General features: G+C 38.9%; 15 protein-coding genes and 2 pseudogenes. 4 read left to right on the forward strand and 13 right to left on the reverse strand.

The window, feature by feature from the left end; all coding sequences use genetic code 11:
* Nucleotides 1-177: 177 nt before the first annotated feature.
* Both CUN59_RS17505 and CUN59_RS17510 read left to right on the forward strand, forming a co-directional pair.
* On the forward strand, nucleotides 178-417 hold the full coding sequence (locus CUN59_RS17505; protein ID WP_026103943.1) for a hypothetical protein: 240 nt from the start codon (nucleotides 178-180) through the stop codon (nucleotides 415-417).
* Nucleotides 414-842, forward strand: a pseudogene (locus CUN59_RS17510) (HNH endonuclease). Before CUN59_RS17505 ends, CUN59_RS17510 begins: the two are co-directional and overlap by 4 nt.
* 529 nt (nucleotides 843-1,371) lie before the next feature.
* Here CUN59_RS17510 and prfB read toward each other — a convergent pair.
* Nucleotides 1,372-2,485, reverse strand: a protein-coding gene (gene prfB / locus CUN59_RS17515; RefSeq protein WP_133164045.1) for a peptide chain release factor 2 whose coding sequence is annotated in 2 segments (ribosomal slippage) — nucleotides 1,372-2,412 and nucleotides 2,414-2,485 — 1,113 coding nt in all. Because the reading frame shifts where the segments join, the coding sequence is not laid out codon by codon here.
* A gap of 185 nt (nucleotides 2,486-2,670) precedes the next feature.
* A pseudogene (locus CUN59_RS17520) lies at nucleotides 2,671-2,853 on the reverse strand (tetratricopeptide repeat protein); the annotation flags it as partial.
* A 106-nt stretch (nucleotides 2,854-2,959) separates the two neighbouring features.
* Between CUN59_RS17520 and CUN59_RS17525 the strand changes: the two are divergent.
* A complete protein-coding gene (locus CUN59_RS17525; protein WP_104389056.1) occupies nucleotides 2,960-3,661 on the forward strand; it encodes a rhomboid family intramembrane serine protease in 702 nt (233 codons plus the stop codon).
* A gap of 168 nt (nucleotides 3,662-3,829) precedes the next feature.
* Here the strand turns inward: CUN59_RS17525 and cpcG4 are convergent, their stop codons facing one another.
* From cpcG4 to CUN59_RS17575, 10 genes are all read right to left on the reverse strand, one after another.
* A complete protein-coding gene (gene cpcG4 / locus CUN59_RS17530; RefSeq protein ID WP_104389057.1) occupies nucleotides 3,830-4,591 on the reverse strand; it encodes a phycobilisome rod-core linker protein CpcG4 in 762 nt (253 codons plus the stop codon).
* 210 nt (nucleotides 4,592-4,801) lie between these two features.
* Nucleotides 4,802-5,545, reverse strand: coding sequence for a phycobilisome rod-core linker protein CpcG2 (gene cpcG2, locus CUN59_RS17535; RefSeq protein ID WP_104389058.1), 744 nt, complete (start codon nucleotides 5,543-5,545; stop codon nucleotides 4,802-4,804).
* Between the two features lie 100 nt (nucleotides 5,546-5,645).
* On the reverse strand, nucleotides 5,646-6,482 hold the full coding sequence (gene cpcG1 / locus CUN59_RS17540) for a phycobilisome rod-core linker protein CpcG1 (protein ID WP_104389059.1): 837 nt from the start codon (nucleotides 6,480-6,482) through the stop codon (nucleotides 5,646-5,648).
* Between the two features lie 37 nt (nucleotides 6,483-6,519).
* Nucleotides 6,520-7,119, reverse strand: coding sequence for a C-phycocyanin alpha-cysteine-84 phycocyanobilin lyase subunit CpcF (cpcF, locus tag CUN59_RS17545; protein WP_104389060.1), 600 nt, complete (start codon nucleotides 7,117-7,119; stop codon nucleotides 6,520-6,522).
* Nucleotides 7,120-7,216: 97 nt separating this feature from the next.
* Nucleotides 7,217-8,047 carry a C-phycocyanin alpha-cysteine-84 phycocyanobilin lyase subunit CpcE gene (cpcE, locus tag CUN59_RS17550; protein WP_104389061.1) on the reverse strand — a complete coding sequence of 277 codons (831 nt, stop codon included), beginning with the start codon at nucleotides 8,045-8,047 and terminating at the stop codon, nucleotides 7,217-7,219.
* Nucleotides 8,048-8,060: 13 nt separating this feature from the next.
* Nucleotides 8,061-8,303 carry a rod-capping linker protein CpcD gene (cpcD, locus tag CUN59_RS17555; RefSeq protein WP_104389062.1) on the reverse strand — a complete coding sequence of 81 codons (243 nt, stop codon included), beginning with the start codon at nucleotides 8,301-8,303 and terminating at the stop codon, nucleotides 8,061-8,063.
* Between the two features lie 49 nt (nucleotides 8,304-8,352).
* On the reverse strand, nucleotides 8,353-9,213 hold the full coding sequence (locus CUN59_RS17560; protein WP_104389063.1) for a phycobilisome linker polypeptide: 861 nt from the start codon (nucleotides 9,211-9,213) through the stop codon (nucleotides 8,353-8,355).
* 278 nt (nucleotides 9,214-9,491) lie between these two features.
* Entirely contained in the window at nucleotides 9,492-9,980 is a 489-nt protein-coding gene (cpcA, locus tag CUN59_RS17565; protein ID WP_104389064.1) for a C-phycocyanin subunit alpha, read from the reverse strand.
* Nucleotides 9,981-10,063: 83 nt separating this feature from the next.
* Nucleotides 10,064-10,585: a C-phycocyanin subunit beta gene (cpcB, locus tag CUN59_RS17570; protein ID WP_104389065.1), complete on the reverse strand. Its 522-nt coding sequence runs from the start codon at nucleotides 10,583-10,585 to the stop codon at nucleotides 10,064-10,066.
* Between the two features lie 647 nt (nucleotides 10,586-11,232).
* Nucleotides 11,233-12,171, reverse strand: a complete 939-nt coding sequence (locus CUN59_RS17575; protein ID WP_104389066.1) for an RluA family pseudouridine synthase — start codon at nucleotides 12,169-12,171, stop codon at nucleotides 11,233-11,235.
* A 350-nt stretch (nucleotides 12,172-12,521) separates the two neighbouring features.
* Here CUN59_RS17575 and CUN59_RS17580 point away from each other — a divergent pair, with 350 nt between their 5' ends.
* The gene (locus CUN59_RS17580) at nucleotides 12,522-13,544 is read left to right on the forward strand and encodes a response regulator (protein WP_104389068.1); all 1,023 of its coding nucleotides are present in this window, start codon (nucleotides 12,522-12,524) and stop codon (nucleotides 13,542-13,544) included.
* Between the two features lie 141 nt (nucleotides 13,545-13,685).
* Here the strand turns inward: CUN59_RS17580 and dcm are convergent, their stop codons facing one another.
* Nucleotides 13,686-14,630, reverse strand: a complete 945-nt coding sequence (gene dcm / locus CUN59_RS17585) for a DNA (cytosine-5-)-methyltransferase (protein WP_104389067.1) — start codon at nucleotides 14,628-14,630, stop codon at nucleotides 13,686-13,688.
* Between the last annotated feature and the right edge of the window lie 167 nt (nucleotides 14,631-14,797).

Raw genomic sequence — 14,797 nt, forward strand, 5'->3', positions numbered from 1 at the left:
AAAACCGTATATATTTTTACTACCAGATGTACGTATTAATATTGAATATGCGATGCTGCTTATGATACTTGTATATATACTACAAGTTGAAGTGCGGAATGTGGGTTTAAATTATCCATATTTTTATTGTTGACTATTTTATAATATAAAAGTTATCAAAATTATTAAAATAATTCTATGATGACTCAAGTAATGATTCAACCCTCATACTGGATCGAATCTGGAATTGAAATCAGCAAGGTCAGAAATTTGAACTTGTTTAAATTCACTCCAGAATTACAATCTAGGTTAGAAGAACTGGCTGATAAAAATAAAGCAGGAATGTTAACTACAACAGAAGAAGCTGAATTAGCAGGAATATTAGAACTGGACAGGATTTTTACTTTATTGAATGCAAAGATAATTGCTGAATCATGACAGTTAACGAGACAAGCAAAAAATTAGTTAGAGAAAGAGCAAAATTCCTTTGTGAATACTGTCATTCTTTAGAAGAAGCAAGTGCAGCATTATTTGCTATTGATCATATTATCCCCCAGTCTCTTCCTGGTTCATCAGATGACCCTGATAATTTAGCTTTAGCTTGTCAACGTTGTAACGGATATCGCTATAATTTCACAACTGGTATCGATCCAGAAACTGGAGATATAATTCCCATATTCAATCCTTGAAAACAGAAATGGTCTGACCATTTTCTTTGGTCAGCAGATGGTTTAAAAATTATTGGTATTACTGCTACAGGAAGGGCTACTTGTAATCGCTTAGACCTCAATGATGAAAGGCATAATGAAGGTTCTATTATCAAAGCGCGTCGTTTTTGGATAAAACCCACATTCCGCAGATAAAATCCAATTCTGAATAATTATCACGAAAGATTCAGGGTTGTACAAACTTTACTCCAAAAATATTCTCAATAAATGAGATAAATTCCTAATAAACATTTTATAGTTCCTTTGAACTAAAATCCTGAAAACCCTTACCAAACAATGTTTTTGGAGATAATTATTTTTTTATTCTCCGCTTATGCGGAATGTGAGACAAAAGGTGGTTGGCATCCACCAGATGAAGACCCGCGACAAAGTTGAGAAAAACCAACACTTTCACAATAAAATTGATATTCTTCCGTTTGCTGATGATAAACTGTTTTAGTTTGTAGGGTGCGTTAATGAGATGTAACGCACCGTTTCCATTGTGGGATAAGGTGCGTTACGCTGACGCAGGATATCCAGGATTTTAGAAGGACATTACGATATTCTAGGAAAAAATTTTGGGGAGTGCCTTAAACCAAGGTTGACACTCCCCGGTCTAAAGACACGGGGATTCTACATTCATCGTTGATTTTTTAGAAACCTTACCTTCTGCTATAATCAACCATTACCCATCAACTAGCTGGGTTTCTTGCCGTAGATAGGCTTGAATGAACATATCTAGTTCACCATTCATAACATCGTTAATGGCTGTTGTTTCTACGTTTGTCCGTAGGTCTTTCACCATTTGGTAAGGGTGAAATACGTAGTTACGGATTTGATTACCCCAGGAAGCTTCGACCATATCGCCACGAATTTCGGCTATTTCTTGGGCGCGTTGTTCTTTAGCTATAATTAATAGCTTGGCTTTGAGACGAGCTAGGGCTTTTTCTTTGTTTTGCAGTTGGGAACGTTCTTCTGTACAACGCACTGCTAAACCTGTGGGTAGGTGAACTATTCGCACTGCGGTTTCTACTTTGTTAACGTTTTGTCCACCTTTACCGCCAGAACGGGTGGTGGTAATTTCTAAATCCTTCTCTGGAATATCTAACTTGACGGTGTTATCTATTTGCGGCATAACTTCAACTCCCGCAAAGCTGGTTTGCCGTTTACCGTTAGCATTGAAGGGAGAAATTCTCACTAACCGATGAGTACCCATTTCCGAACGTAAGTAACCATAGGCGTAACGTCCGGTAATTTCTAGGGTGGCGGATTTGATGCCGGCTTCGTCACCTTCTGATTCTTCGGCGAGGGTAACTTTGTAACCATGATCTTCCGCCCAACGGGTATACATCCGCATGAGCATAAATGCCCAGTCTTGCGCGTCCGTACCACCGGCACCGGCGTTAATTGTCAGGACTGCGCCTTTGTCGTCGTAGGTTCCAGAAAGTAGTTGTTGTAGTTCCCATTGGTCAAGGTCATGATTGAGTTTGGTAATTGTAGATTCCGCTTCTTGCAATAATGCTGTGTCGGTTTCTAGTTCCAATAACTCAACTACTGCCCTGGTATCGTCTAAGTGAGTGTGCCACTGGTAATACTGATCTAAATGGGATTTTAAATCATTGAGTTCTTGCAGGGTGTTTTGTGCCTGGGTTTGATCGTCCCAAAATTCTGTTTGGGCTGAGATTTGTTCTAAGTCGTGAATTTTGGCTTTGAGTGCGGGTACGTCAAAGATAGTCCTGGGTTTTACCCAGGCGGCTAGACAACGTTTCGATTTCGCGTTTTAGTTCTAATACGTCCATAATTTTGGCTCAAGTTGAAAGGACTTGAGATTTTTTTCGATAACTGGTGATTTGTATTTTAGATTTTATCTGGATTTTGGTAAAGTCAGGGCAAGAGGCAGGGGGGCAGTAGGGGCTAACGGCTGTTTGCCCGTACAACAGTCAACGAATTTGGGGGTATTTGATTTTTGCGCTTCTGTACGGGCTTATATGGCTTGTTGGTAGTCGGGTTTATATTTTATAGCTTTGTCGTAGGAGGCGATCGCCTCTGGGTCTTGTTGCAAATTTAATAGGGCATTGCCTTTACTATACCAGCTTTCGTAATGATTTGGTTTATAGCGAACAGCTTTATTATAGGCAGCGATCGCTGCTGGATATTTTTGTAAATTATTATGTTACATTATGGCAATCTTGCCACACAAATATGAGAAGGTGCGAAAAATATTAATTAGCAACTCGAAATAAAAAATAATAATGCTGAAAATAAGATAAAAAATGATTCCGATAGATGATAATATTCGCAGTTGGCAGAAACCAATAATTAATTGTTGGTTAATAGGGATTAACCTAGTGGTATTCATTTGGGAAATTAATTTAAGCTGGAGTGATCAATTAGGGTATTTAATTAATAATTGGGGGATAATTCCGGCTCAAACTAATATGGCAATTGCTAACGCTTTTTTGTACAATTCTGCGGCTTGGATAATTGTATTGTGGCGTTTCCTAGCTATTCCTATATCACTGTTTCTCCATGGCAGCTTTAGTCAAATTTTAGGCAATCTATTGTTTTTATGGGTTTTTGGGAAAACAGTAGAAAGTATCTTAGGACATAGACAATATTTATTACTGTACTTAACTGCTGGCGTTTTTTCTGGCTTAGTGCAAATTATATTATCATCTGGTTCAACAGTACCAAGTATTGGTGCAAATGCAGCTATCGCCTCTATCTTAGGTGCATATATTATCAAATTTCCCCAGGCAAAAATATATTCAGTTATTCCCCTGTTAATTTTATATATACCTATGGAAATACCAGTAATTTTCTACTTATTTTGGTGGTTTATCCAACAATCATTTTATGGCATTGGTAGTTTAAATATGACTAACGGAACTGGCTTCTCTAATGTTGATTACTGGGGTCAATGTGCAGCTTTAGTTACCGGGGTTGCTTTCATGAAAATTAGACAAAAGTTTTAATATAGCAGTAGTCACCGAGTCAGAAGTCACCTGATGTCCTAACTACTCTGTCTACAGCTATATATTTGCTTGACATTTTACAGCAAAATCCTACCATCACCAATAAATTTAGGGTGCGTCAAGAATTATCTTCCTAACACACCCTAAAAACTGGATATTTTCTAATAATTAGCGTCTGCCACGGTAAGGAACAGCATTGAGGTAATCAATGTCAAAGGAAGAAAGCTTTTGAGCATAGTTACCTTTACCACTAACTGCCGCAGCCATAGCTGCAAACTTGCGAGGATCGCCTTCTGCCATCCGCTTTTCTTTAGCTTTAGCACTGTAGAAGTTCTGCAAAGTAAACTGCCAATCGGTTTTGACTGTACCGGCTGTTTCTTGGAAATCTGCACCATAACGAGGTGTTACCAAGTTAAAGGGACGATCTGCGAAACGCTTGCGTTGGTAAGGAACGGTATTTTCACCAAAGTTTTCGGTGTATTCTGTGCTGTCTAATAAAGCATCAACGAAACCGCCATAGCCTTTGTTACAAATAACAATTGACCAGGCAATTTCTTCTCTTTTATTGTAAGCACAACGACCCAATAAACGCTTGAGGGTGATATCTACTAAACGGTAGTTGTTATTAACAGAGACAACTAAACGATAGAAAGCTTCGGATTTAGCTAAACCGCGAATAAAATCACGAACTGACAAAGAACCATTTTTAAGTTGAGATTCTAAAGTAACTTGACGGTTAAACTTGAGAATTTCATGTTCGCTGAAAACTTGGCGATAAGAAGCCCAAATGATGTTTTGAATGTCGGTGTAAGAACTAACATCTTCTAAACGATAGATATAAGGTGTATCTTCATTTTGGTCAGCAACACCAAAGCTGCTTACTCGATGATTTTGACTACTGGGATTGTATTGAAGTAATGGCAATGCCATATTTTTTTTCCTTTTATTATCAAATTAAACGTTCAAATTGGAAAAATTCTTGATTTGTAGGTTGGGTTGTGGAACGTTAGCGTTGCAAAGCAATAGCATGAAACCCAACAAATCCGTTGGGTTGCGCTATCGCTTAACTCAACCTACAAAAAATGGACAAGGTATTGTTATTCCCTGTTTTCTTGATTCCCCAGATAGTTAAAAAACTATTTAGCTAACAGGAAAACTAGCACTAGGACTTATGGAAACGGGAACACCTGTAGGTATTGTTTCCTTTGTAGTGTTAGGAATTTGGATATTAGCAGTGCTAACTGGTGTATGGGTCACTGTTTTAATCTTAATGGAATTTGCCATATCCAAAAAGTTTTTAATGTCACCCCATTTATAACGAGCTTCTTCAAGTTGGTCGCGCCAGTAGTCGCTGTATCGTGGTGTTACCAAATTAAAGGGTCTATCTTTATAACGCCGTCTTTGGTAGGGAACAATATTTTCACCAAAGTTGCTTTGATATTCTTCAGACTCTAACAAAGCATCCACAAAACCGCCCCAACCTTTGTTAGCAATGACAATTGACCAAGCAATTTCTTCCTCTTTGTTGTAAGGGGCGCGACCTAATAGGCGCTTTAGTCCAATTTCTACTAATCTGTAGTTAGAATTGGTTTGAATTACTAAACTTTGGAAAGCTTCAGATTTAGCTAAACCTCGAATAAAATCCCGGACGGTAATGGCTTTATTTTTTACCTGGGATTCTAAATTACTTTGGCGGTAAAACTTGAGAATTACGTGTTCACTAAAAAGTTGGCGATAAGCAGCCCAAATTAATTCTTCTACCTCTCCACTAAAGGCATAGTTTTCGATGCGGTAAATTGTGGGCGTATCTTCATTAGGAACTTCAAAACCAGAAACACGCTGGTTTTGAGAACTTGGTTTATATTCTAGTAAAGGTATTGTCATGTTTGTTAGTGGTTAGGGAAAAGGGAAAAGGGAACAGGGAACAGGGAATAGGGAATAGGTGTTTACCAATTACCAATTACCAATTACCCATTACCAATCACTAATTTTTAGCGTTGGCGGGGATGTAACGATAGGGTAAGGAAACTGCTACAGGTTTAACTGTGGGTTGTTGTTGATTATCTCTGCTTGTATCAGGAATATCGCCGCTACTAACGTAAGATTGGGCGGTGGCCAAACTGCGTTGATAGTTGCATTCGTTGGTAATAATAGACCCAGCCATGACGAAGAAGTTGGCAGGAATTGCCCGACGGATATCTGCTGTGGTCAGTTGTCCTGATGTACGGATGCTGTAGTAGGAACGACCTGCCAAACCACGAATATTTTGAGTATCGCGCCAGTTAGCACCATAACGGGGGTTAACTAGATTAAAGGGGCGATCGCCAAAACGACGACGTTGGTAAGGAACAACATTATCACCAAAGTTGTCTGCATACTCATCTGATGCCAACAAAGCATCTATAAATCCATGTAAACCCTTGGTGGCAATAACAATTGACCAAGCGATTTCTTCATCTTTGTTGTAAGCTGCCCGACCTAAGAACCGCTTTAAGGTGATGTCAACTAAGCGATAGTTAGAGTTTGTCTCTCCTACTTGGCTACGGTAAACTTCTGATTTACCTAAACCCCGGATAAAATCACGAACGGTAATTGCCCGATTTCGTAGTTGTGTTTCTAAAGCTGTTTGCTTATAGCTGGCTAAAATCAGGTGTTCGCTAAAAATTTGGCGGTATGCAGCCCAGATGATGCTATCAATATCTTGATCGGAAGTAGCCCGATCTAAACAATAAATAGTTGGTGTGTCTTCGTTAGGAACTTCGTAGCCTTCTACGCGCTGGTTTTGTGATTTGGGTTTATATTCTAGTAGTGGTATTGACATCTTTACTTTTACCTTGTTATATGGTATATAAATCTGTTTACTGGGCTAAGGCCAACTGAACACGGGCGCGAACTGCTTTTTCAGTATCGTTAGTCAGCATTAATTGAAATTGAGCCAAAATAGGCAATCGGACTAGGTCTTCTTGAGCTAAAGCTTGTAAACCGACAATAGCCGCATAGCGAATTGACCAGTCTGTATCTTGGCAGATAAACATCAGTGTTTCCAATGCGCGATTAGTGCCTGTTTCAGCTTCAGTAGGATCTAATTTATGCCAGTGTATTTTTCCGAGTCCCCTAGCAGCAGCCCGGCGGACACTGGGGGCAAAGTCAGCAATTGTAGTAGAGATGAGAACATCTAAAGCACGGGGATCTGCGATCGCTGCTAAAGTGCGAATCGAATAAGCCCGTGCGCCATAGTTATAATCATCAATTTGGTCTAGCAATTGTGGAACTGCTATTTCTCCCAACTCTGTCAATGCTGCTACTGCCACTATGGCCGCTTCGGGATTGTTATAACCAAAGACGGCGATTAAGTTGGGAATTGCCGATGGATTTTTGGTTGCTGCCAGATTTTTCACCGCTGTCACCAGTTGGGATGGTGTTTCTGCTGTGGTAATAGCCCGAATTAGTTCATCCATTTTTCCGTTGTCGGTGGTCAGTGGTCAGTGGCTTCGCCGTGAGCGTCAGGCGAAGGGTCAGTAGTTTTGCAACTGACAATTAACAATTGACTACTGACTACAAGAGTGAATCCATCAAATTCATGACTCGGATAGCTTGTTCAGATATACCAAAAGTATCAGACTGTTTTGGCAGTTGATACTCTAATAATCCTTTCAAGGCAATAAGTTTGAAACTATTTTCCACTTGGGCTTGGGCGATCGCTTCTGCTGCATCCAAATACCCAATTGCTCCCAAGTCCCCCAAGACAACGCGACGCATTTTCAAATCACCTGTGGCCAAAACTTTGACTAAGAATTCACCATAAATAGATTCTTGTGTCAGTTGGTACATAGCTCTTGCTGCGGAGCATTGCAACCGGGGGACTGAATGCTGAAGAAAAGGCTCAACAAGGGAAATAGCCTCAGTTGCACCCATCGCTCCCAAGGCTTCTAATACTGCTGTATAGGGCTGGGTAAGATGGGGAAGTCCTGGAACTTGTACGGCCTGCTCAACTCCCCCATCTAGTAGTTTGATTAGTGCTGGTAACGCTGTTTTATCTCCCAGCATGGCCAAAGATTGGGCTGCTGCTTCCCGGACATAAAAATCACTGCATTCTAAACACTTAATTAAACCTGGTACGGCTTTTAAATTGCCTAATTTACCAAGCGCCCTGGCGGCATTACGCCGTAAGGGATAACCTCCTAGTTCTGTTCTGTCGGCTTCATCCTCTAATGCAGCGACGAGTGCATCTATGGCTTCTAGCTGACTAACTCGGAACTTACCCAACCACCAAGCAGCATAATAGCGGAGACTTAAATCTGGCGATCGCAGATGAGCAATAGCTATCTCTGGCGTGAGATTTGGTGCATTCTGGGCAGAATATTCTTCTCCACTGGTTTCTATCATTGCCAGGGTTTGATTATGAATCTGCTACAGTCAAAGCTTCAATTTTGACGATTCTACCACCTAGACGGCTAATGCGCTGCATTTCTTCATTCATGCGGTTGTAGGGTACGGTAATAAATACGCTACCACTACGGCGAATGTCGAATTTATTTTTATCGGTTTCTTCGTTTTGCTTTAGGCCGACTACTTCATAACGAAATACTCGGCTGGCAGATGAAGAAACACTACCAGAACCAAGTGTGGTTTGACCGAACATTACTTCTATATCTCCTATGATGAGTTTTGTCGGTGAACAGCACTAAACCTTACGTTGATGTAACGCTGACAATTTTGCCGCCAACTCGATGAATTTGCTGCATTTTGTCTAAAAGGCGCTCATAAGGTACAATGAACACTGTGCTGCTACGCCGCACCCTGGGGTATCCTGGATTGCGAATGCCTGCGACTTCAACACGGTAAACGCGATCCGATTCCCCTACAGCATTACCGAGATTCTGCTTAGGAGCGTTATCCGCAGATGGACGGAAACCCCAGTTATCATTACTACCGGATGGTCCCACAACTGAGGAAGTTTTATTACTTGCTAATTCCCACGCTAAACGAGATTTAGAACCTTCGACTTGAGCAGTATCGCTGTTAGCATAACCACGGTATAAACGGAACATCCGAGTAAAGCCAGATGCACTCTGTCCTGTTTGAAAATCAAAACCGCGATAGTAAGGAACTACGTTGTCACCAAAGCTGTTTTGATATTCTTCAGAATCAATGTAGGAATCAATTTCCGCGTCGTAACCTTGGTTAATATATAAGTCCAAGTGGTAGGTCACTTCCGACTCATTGTATGGTGCGCGACCCAACAAATGTTTATAGTTGAGTTCAATTAACCGAGTTTGGAAACTGTTATAGAAGAATTTAGCTTTGTAGAGTTCTGATTTAGCAACATTGCGGACAAATTCCCGCACTGTTAAGTTGCCATCGCGTAAAAGTGATTCTGAGCCAATTAGACGATCCGATGCCAAGATGTAGTCATTACCTAGAACTTGGCGATAAACAGCACGGATCACCAATTCTACTTCTTCTTGGCTGGCACCACGACGCAGTTCCACTTTACTTATGTTGCTAAAAGGTTCTGTTCCCAGCCTGGATGCTGCTGTTGTAATTGCCATGTTTTTTCTCCTTTATTGTTTTCACTTCCATCTAAAACCACTTAAACAAGTGATTTTCGCGCTCTGATTAACAACTTCAGTTATCTGGAGATAAAACGATGCCCGGAGCTAGATCCAATTGCTAGGTGAACCAGGGTGATCTTGGAGGTCTTAACGCCACTTAATTTCTAGTTAGATGTTGATCTAACTTACGCAGTGACCCCCCATGAACAACTGGTGACCCCCATTAGGGGCGATTCCCATCTAACAATTATATCCCTCTCCGGGCATGACGCTATCTAGCTAAGAGCGTTGATTGCGTAGTCAATGTAGGTGTTAGCTTCGTTAGCAGCTTGACCGCTCAAACCGTGGTTAGCTTTGATAGATTTTAAAGCTTCTACATACCAGCTTGGAGATAAGTCGAAAGCAGCGTGCATTTCAGACAAACCAGCAATCAAGAACTCATCCAAAGGACCTGTTCCACCAGCAACTAGGCTATAGGTGATGATGCGTAGGTAGTGACCAACATCACGAGCGCATTTAGCTTTACCACGAGCATCAGAAGCATACTGATTGCCTGGTGTAGAGGTGGTGTAAGGGAATTTGCTGTAAACAGCACTGGTAGCACCGTCAATCAATTTTTGAGCGTTAGCGGTTAAACCACGAGCAGCTTCCATGCTAGCAGCAGCACGAACTAAACGACCGTTAACTGCTTGTAATTCGGTGTTGCTTAAAAAACGTCCTTGGGTATCAGCAGCAGCAATAGCTTCGGTAATTGGTGTTTTCATTGTTGAAAATCTCCTAGATTGTTAGTGGCTTGTTTTCAGAAGAATAAGCTCTGTTTAGGTTCTGAGCTATTTGTAATGAATTATTAGGCAACAGCAGCCGCAGCGCGGTCAAAGTAGCTTGCTAATTCAGAAACTAACTGGCTACAGTCACCTTTGGTGATACCGTTAGGATCGTTAACGATAGCGATCGCAGCTTCTTTCATTTTGCCAACACCAACTGCTACGGAAGCACCAGGAGTACCTAAAGCTTGGTATGTTTCACGCAAACCGTTTAAGCAACGGTCATCAAGCACACTAGCATCACCAGCAATTGCTGCATAGGTTACATAGCGTAAGATGATTTCCATGTCGCGGAGACAAGCAGCCATGCGACGGTTGGTGTAAGCGTTTCCGCCAGGAGCGATTAAGTTGGGCTGTTCTTCAAACAAAGAACGAGCAGCGTTAGTAACAATTGCGGAAGCGTTGCTTGTGATGCGGTTAACAACATCTAAACGCTTACTACCGGAAGCTACAACTGCTGCTAAAGCATCTAGTTGTTCGGTGCTGAGGAATTCGCCTCTAGCGTCGGCTTGGGAAACAACCTTGGAAAATACATCTAATGTCATGGACTCTAATCTCCTAAATTACTTAGTTGAGAGATGTCTAAATTAAAACTAATTTGTATGGTTCACAACTGAGGTTGAATTAAAGCGTTTCTCTGTTTGCTTTCTCATCTCCTTGTTCCTAGTAGTTTCGATAGAACTAGAAATTATGAGAGGCTTTGTTAACTTTATGAGAAACCGGCAAACTTGGTGAATTGCCCGCTTTCTTCAAGTTTCTTCTGTTGTTTGACCCCTACAGTTTATGTTTATACAATGCCATAGAGCCTTTATTTGTTACAAATTATGAAAAAATAAGATATTCCGATAACAAAAGCCTCAAAACCTTTACATATAAGGAGTGCAACTGAGGAAAATAGGATATTTTCTTTACATAACTTTACATTGGTCGAAAACAATCGCAATCTTTGACTAGTTCATATTTTTTTTATATTCCCGGAAACTCTTATGATTAATAGGTTATAGCTTTTTTGAAAATATATGGTTTTACTTAATTTTGTTAAGTAGTGTAAATTTTACATTTCTAAATATTTTCCAAAATTCCCGTTTTTGTCCTCCTGGGGGGGATATTAATTTCCCGTCTAGAGAGATGCACAATTTGAGCAAAAATCTCTATTTATTTACAAAAATTTAATCCACAGCAGGATTGACAGTTATCTACGAGAAATACCGCTACGACGGCGCAGGACTTCCAGTAAAGTGGTAAAGCTGGGGGGAGGGGGTGCTGTAACTTGGACTAAATTCCCAGACAGGGGATGTTGTAGCTGGAGTTTCCAAGCGTGTAATGCTTGGCCTGGCAAATTTACACCGACGGAACGACCAGAACCATAAACGGGATCACCAACAATAGGATGACCCATTTTTGCACTATGAACTCGAATTTGATGGGTGCGTCCTGTTTCTAATTGGAAGTGGATTAATGTATAATTAGCAAGACGTTCTTGTACTTGCCAGTGAGTAACCGCAGTTCGTCCGCCATCTTCTACGGAAACAATAGCCATTTTTTTGCGGTCTTGAGGGTTGCGACCAATGGGTAAGTCTATACTTCCGGTTTCGGTTTTGGGAACACCGTAAACTAAACCTAGATATTCTCTACGGGCTGTTTTTGCTTGTAGTTGCGCCTGTAGGTGTTGATAGGCTAGGTCTGTTTTAGCAATAGCGATCGCTCCGGTTGTATCTTTGTCTAAACGGTGAACTATACCTGGACGCTGAACACCACCAATTCCTGGTAAATTGGGACAGTGTGCCAATATAGCATTGACTAAAGTTCCATCAGGATGGCCGGGTGCGGGGTGGACTACTAAACCGGCGGGTTTATTGAGAATAATTAACTCGTCGTCTTCGTAAAGAATATCAAGGGGAATATCTGCTGCTTGTATTTGCAGGGGTTGAATAGCAGGAATTTCTAGGGTAATGCGATCGCCTGTTTTGAGATGAATTTTCTTAGATATGCAAACTTGGGCATTAATTTGTACATGACCCTGTTCTATTAATTGCTGAATGCGGGAACGAGATAACTCTGATAACTCTTGGGATAAATAACGATCTAGGCGATCACTATTTTCCGTTACTGAAATATAAATTACGGACACAATTGGAGATGAAGTGATGTAAAAGACAGAATATCAAAAATTAGAGCTGTTGTGGTCAAACCTGCCTACTTCATTTTTTCATTTTAGGTTTAAGATACTTTTTTATTTACCAAGAAAATATATAGTAACCTAAAAAGGAGAATTTAGGAGTTAGAAAAAATATCAAATCTGAAATTAGTAAAATTGTTACATGATTTCTTGCCAAATATTAAACCTCAGTATAGATGCCCGACTTGTAAAATCAATATTATATTCGTCAACAACTTTTAAAACAAGCTCTTGTCATCTTACCTAAACCCCTACTTAATTAAATGATTATGAAAGATAACTTCGATCCTCAATCTCCAAAACTGAATACAGTTCCTATTAGCAGATATAGATTTTTTCAACAGTTACAACCAATTAATTTATTAAAAAAGATTACTCATAATTCATTTACTGGGTATTTACAGGTATTTAGTGAGTCTAGTGCTTGGTCAATATATATGGATCGAGGCAAACTCATATATGCTGGTTACTCAGAGAAAATGTTTGAACCTCTTTACCGCAACTTAAAACAGTTAAGTAAACATATTTCTACACTTCCTAGAGGTATTAATGAACAAGTCAGGATGATTTTTGAAAAAAATATTGAAAATCAGTCTATACCAAATCCAGATTATTTAGCTATTTGTTGGTTAGTTAATCAACAATATATTAGTCACTCGCAAGCTGCTATATTAATTGAGCATTTAGCATTAGAAGTTTTAGGATCATTACTAGATTTAAAATATGGTAGTTATGAATTAATACCCCATAGTTTTTTAGATAATTTACCCAAATTTTGCCATTTAAGTTTAAAAACTTTAGTAGAACAATGTCAAACAGGGGTAAAAGTTAATTTTCAGGATTTCGATTTCGCAACTGATAATCAGACACAAACAGGACAAAAATATCAACAACTATTAGATACAAGTAATTATCAAAATAATATTCAGCCAGAGCAATATTTTCCATCTCCACAAAAAAAGAAATGCAGTATTTTTTGTATAGATAATGATCGAACCATCTTAAATGATATCACCGATTTTTTAGATGATCAAATATTTGATGTCATTAATTTTACTAATTCTTCCCAAGCTTTAATGGAAATTTTGCGAGTACAACCTGATATTATATTATTGAATATCGAAATGCCGAGTTTAGATGGCTATGAAGTTTGTGGTTTATTACGCAAACATATCAGTTATCAACACATTCCCGTAATTTTGATGACAGAAAGAATGGGATTGAGAGATAGAGCTAAAGCTAAATTTGTTAAAGCGAATGGTTATTTAGAAAAACCTTTTTCCCAAGGAGATTTACTAAAAATTATTTTCCATCATATTGTGTAAAAATCTAGCTATAAAGATCCCCGACTTCTGTAATCAATTTATCATTTATGGAGACAATCAATAAAAAAAGTCGGGGATCTGGGTATGAACAATTTCTATAGCTCAATACTTGTGAAAATATCTGCGTTTAATTCTTACTTATTATGATTTTTGAATTTTTCCAATTGCTTTAATTATACCATCAATTACCACCGAAACACAAGGAACAGCGATCGCATTACCAGTTAATTTCCGCATGGTTTGATAACTTCCCACTATTTGATAAGATTCAGGAAACCCTTGCAATCTTAACATTTCCCTTTCAGTTAATCTTCTTTCTCCATTGACTAATAAATAATTATAAGATGCTCCTGCTCTCAATGCACAGGAATAAGGATGTATACTAATATTACCAGATTTATTTTCATGCCAGATTGTTAGTTGATCATATTTTTGATGAGATATAACCTTCTGTAACCGATTTTCTCTGATTTTTTCCGAAGCATAATAAAAGCCAGAAACAGAGTTTTCTAATATTGCTGATAAAGGTTGCATGGGCATTTTTGCCAATGGCCAATGAAAGTTATGATAATGGTTTTGATTTTTAAATCCAACAATGAAAATTCTTTCTCGTTTTTGGGGTAATCCAAAATTAAGAGCATTTAAAATTTGATAATCTGGATAATATCCTAACTCCTTTAATGTTTGAAGAATGATTTTGAGGGTTTTTCCTTGTTGATGTCCTTTTAATTGCTTCACATTTTCTAATATAAAAGCCGTAGGTTGTTTATTTTTAATAATTCTGGCAATATCAAAAAATAATGTTCCTCTAGTATCTTCAAACCCTTTTAATTCTCCACAAATACTAAAAGGTTGACAAGGAAACCCGCCTAATAATATATCATGATCAGGAATATCATTTTCATCAATTTTTGTAATATCTCCTGTAGGTGTTTCACCAAAATTAGCTGTATATATTTTTTGAGCATCTATATCAATATCACTAGAAAAAACACATTCAGATAGAATTTTATATTGATGAGTTATGTTTTCAATTGCTAATCTAAAGCCACCTGTACCACTAAATAAATCTATGAATTTGAGCATTTTTTTGAGATTAAGGATTTAATGTAAGTATTCAGCCATAGCACTTGTTGATACCCAGATCCCCGACTTCTTTTATTTATTATCTCCATAAATGATAAATTGATCTCAGAAGTCGGGGATCTTCAAATTGTGGTTCTACCGTACTTGTTATGCTAAATTACCAGTCT

This window comes from Cuspidothrix issatschenkoi CHARLIE-1 (assembly GCF_002934005.1).
Classification (GTDB): domain Bacteria; phylum Cyanobacteriota; class Cyanobacteriia; order Cyanobacteriales; family Nostocaceae; genus Cuspidothrix; species Cuspidothrix issatschenkoi.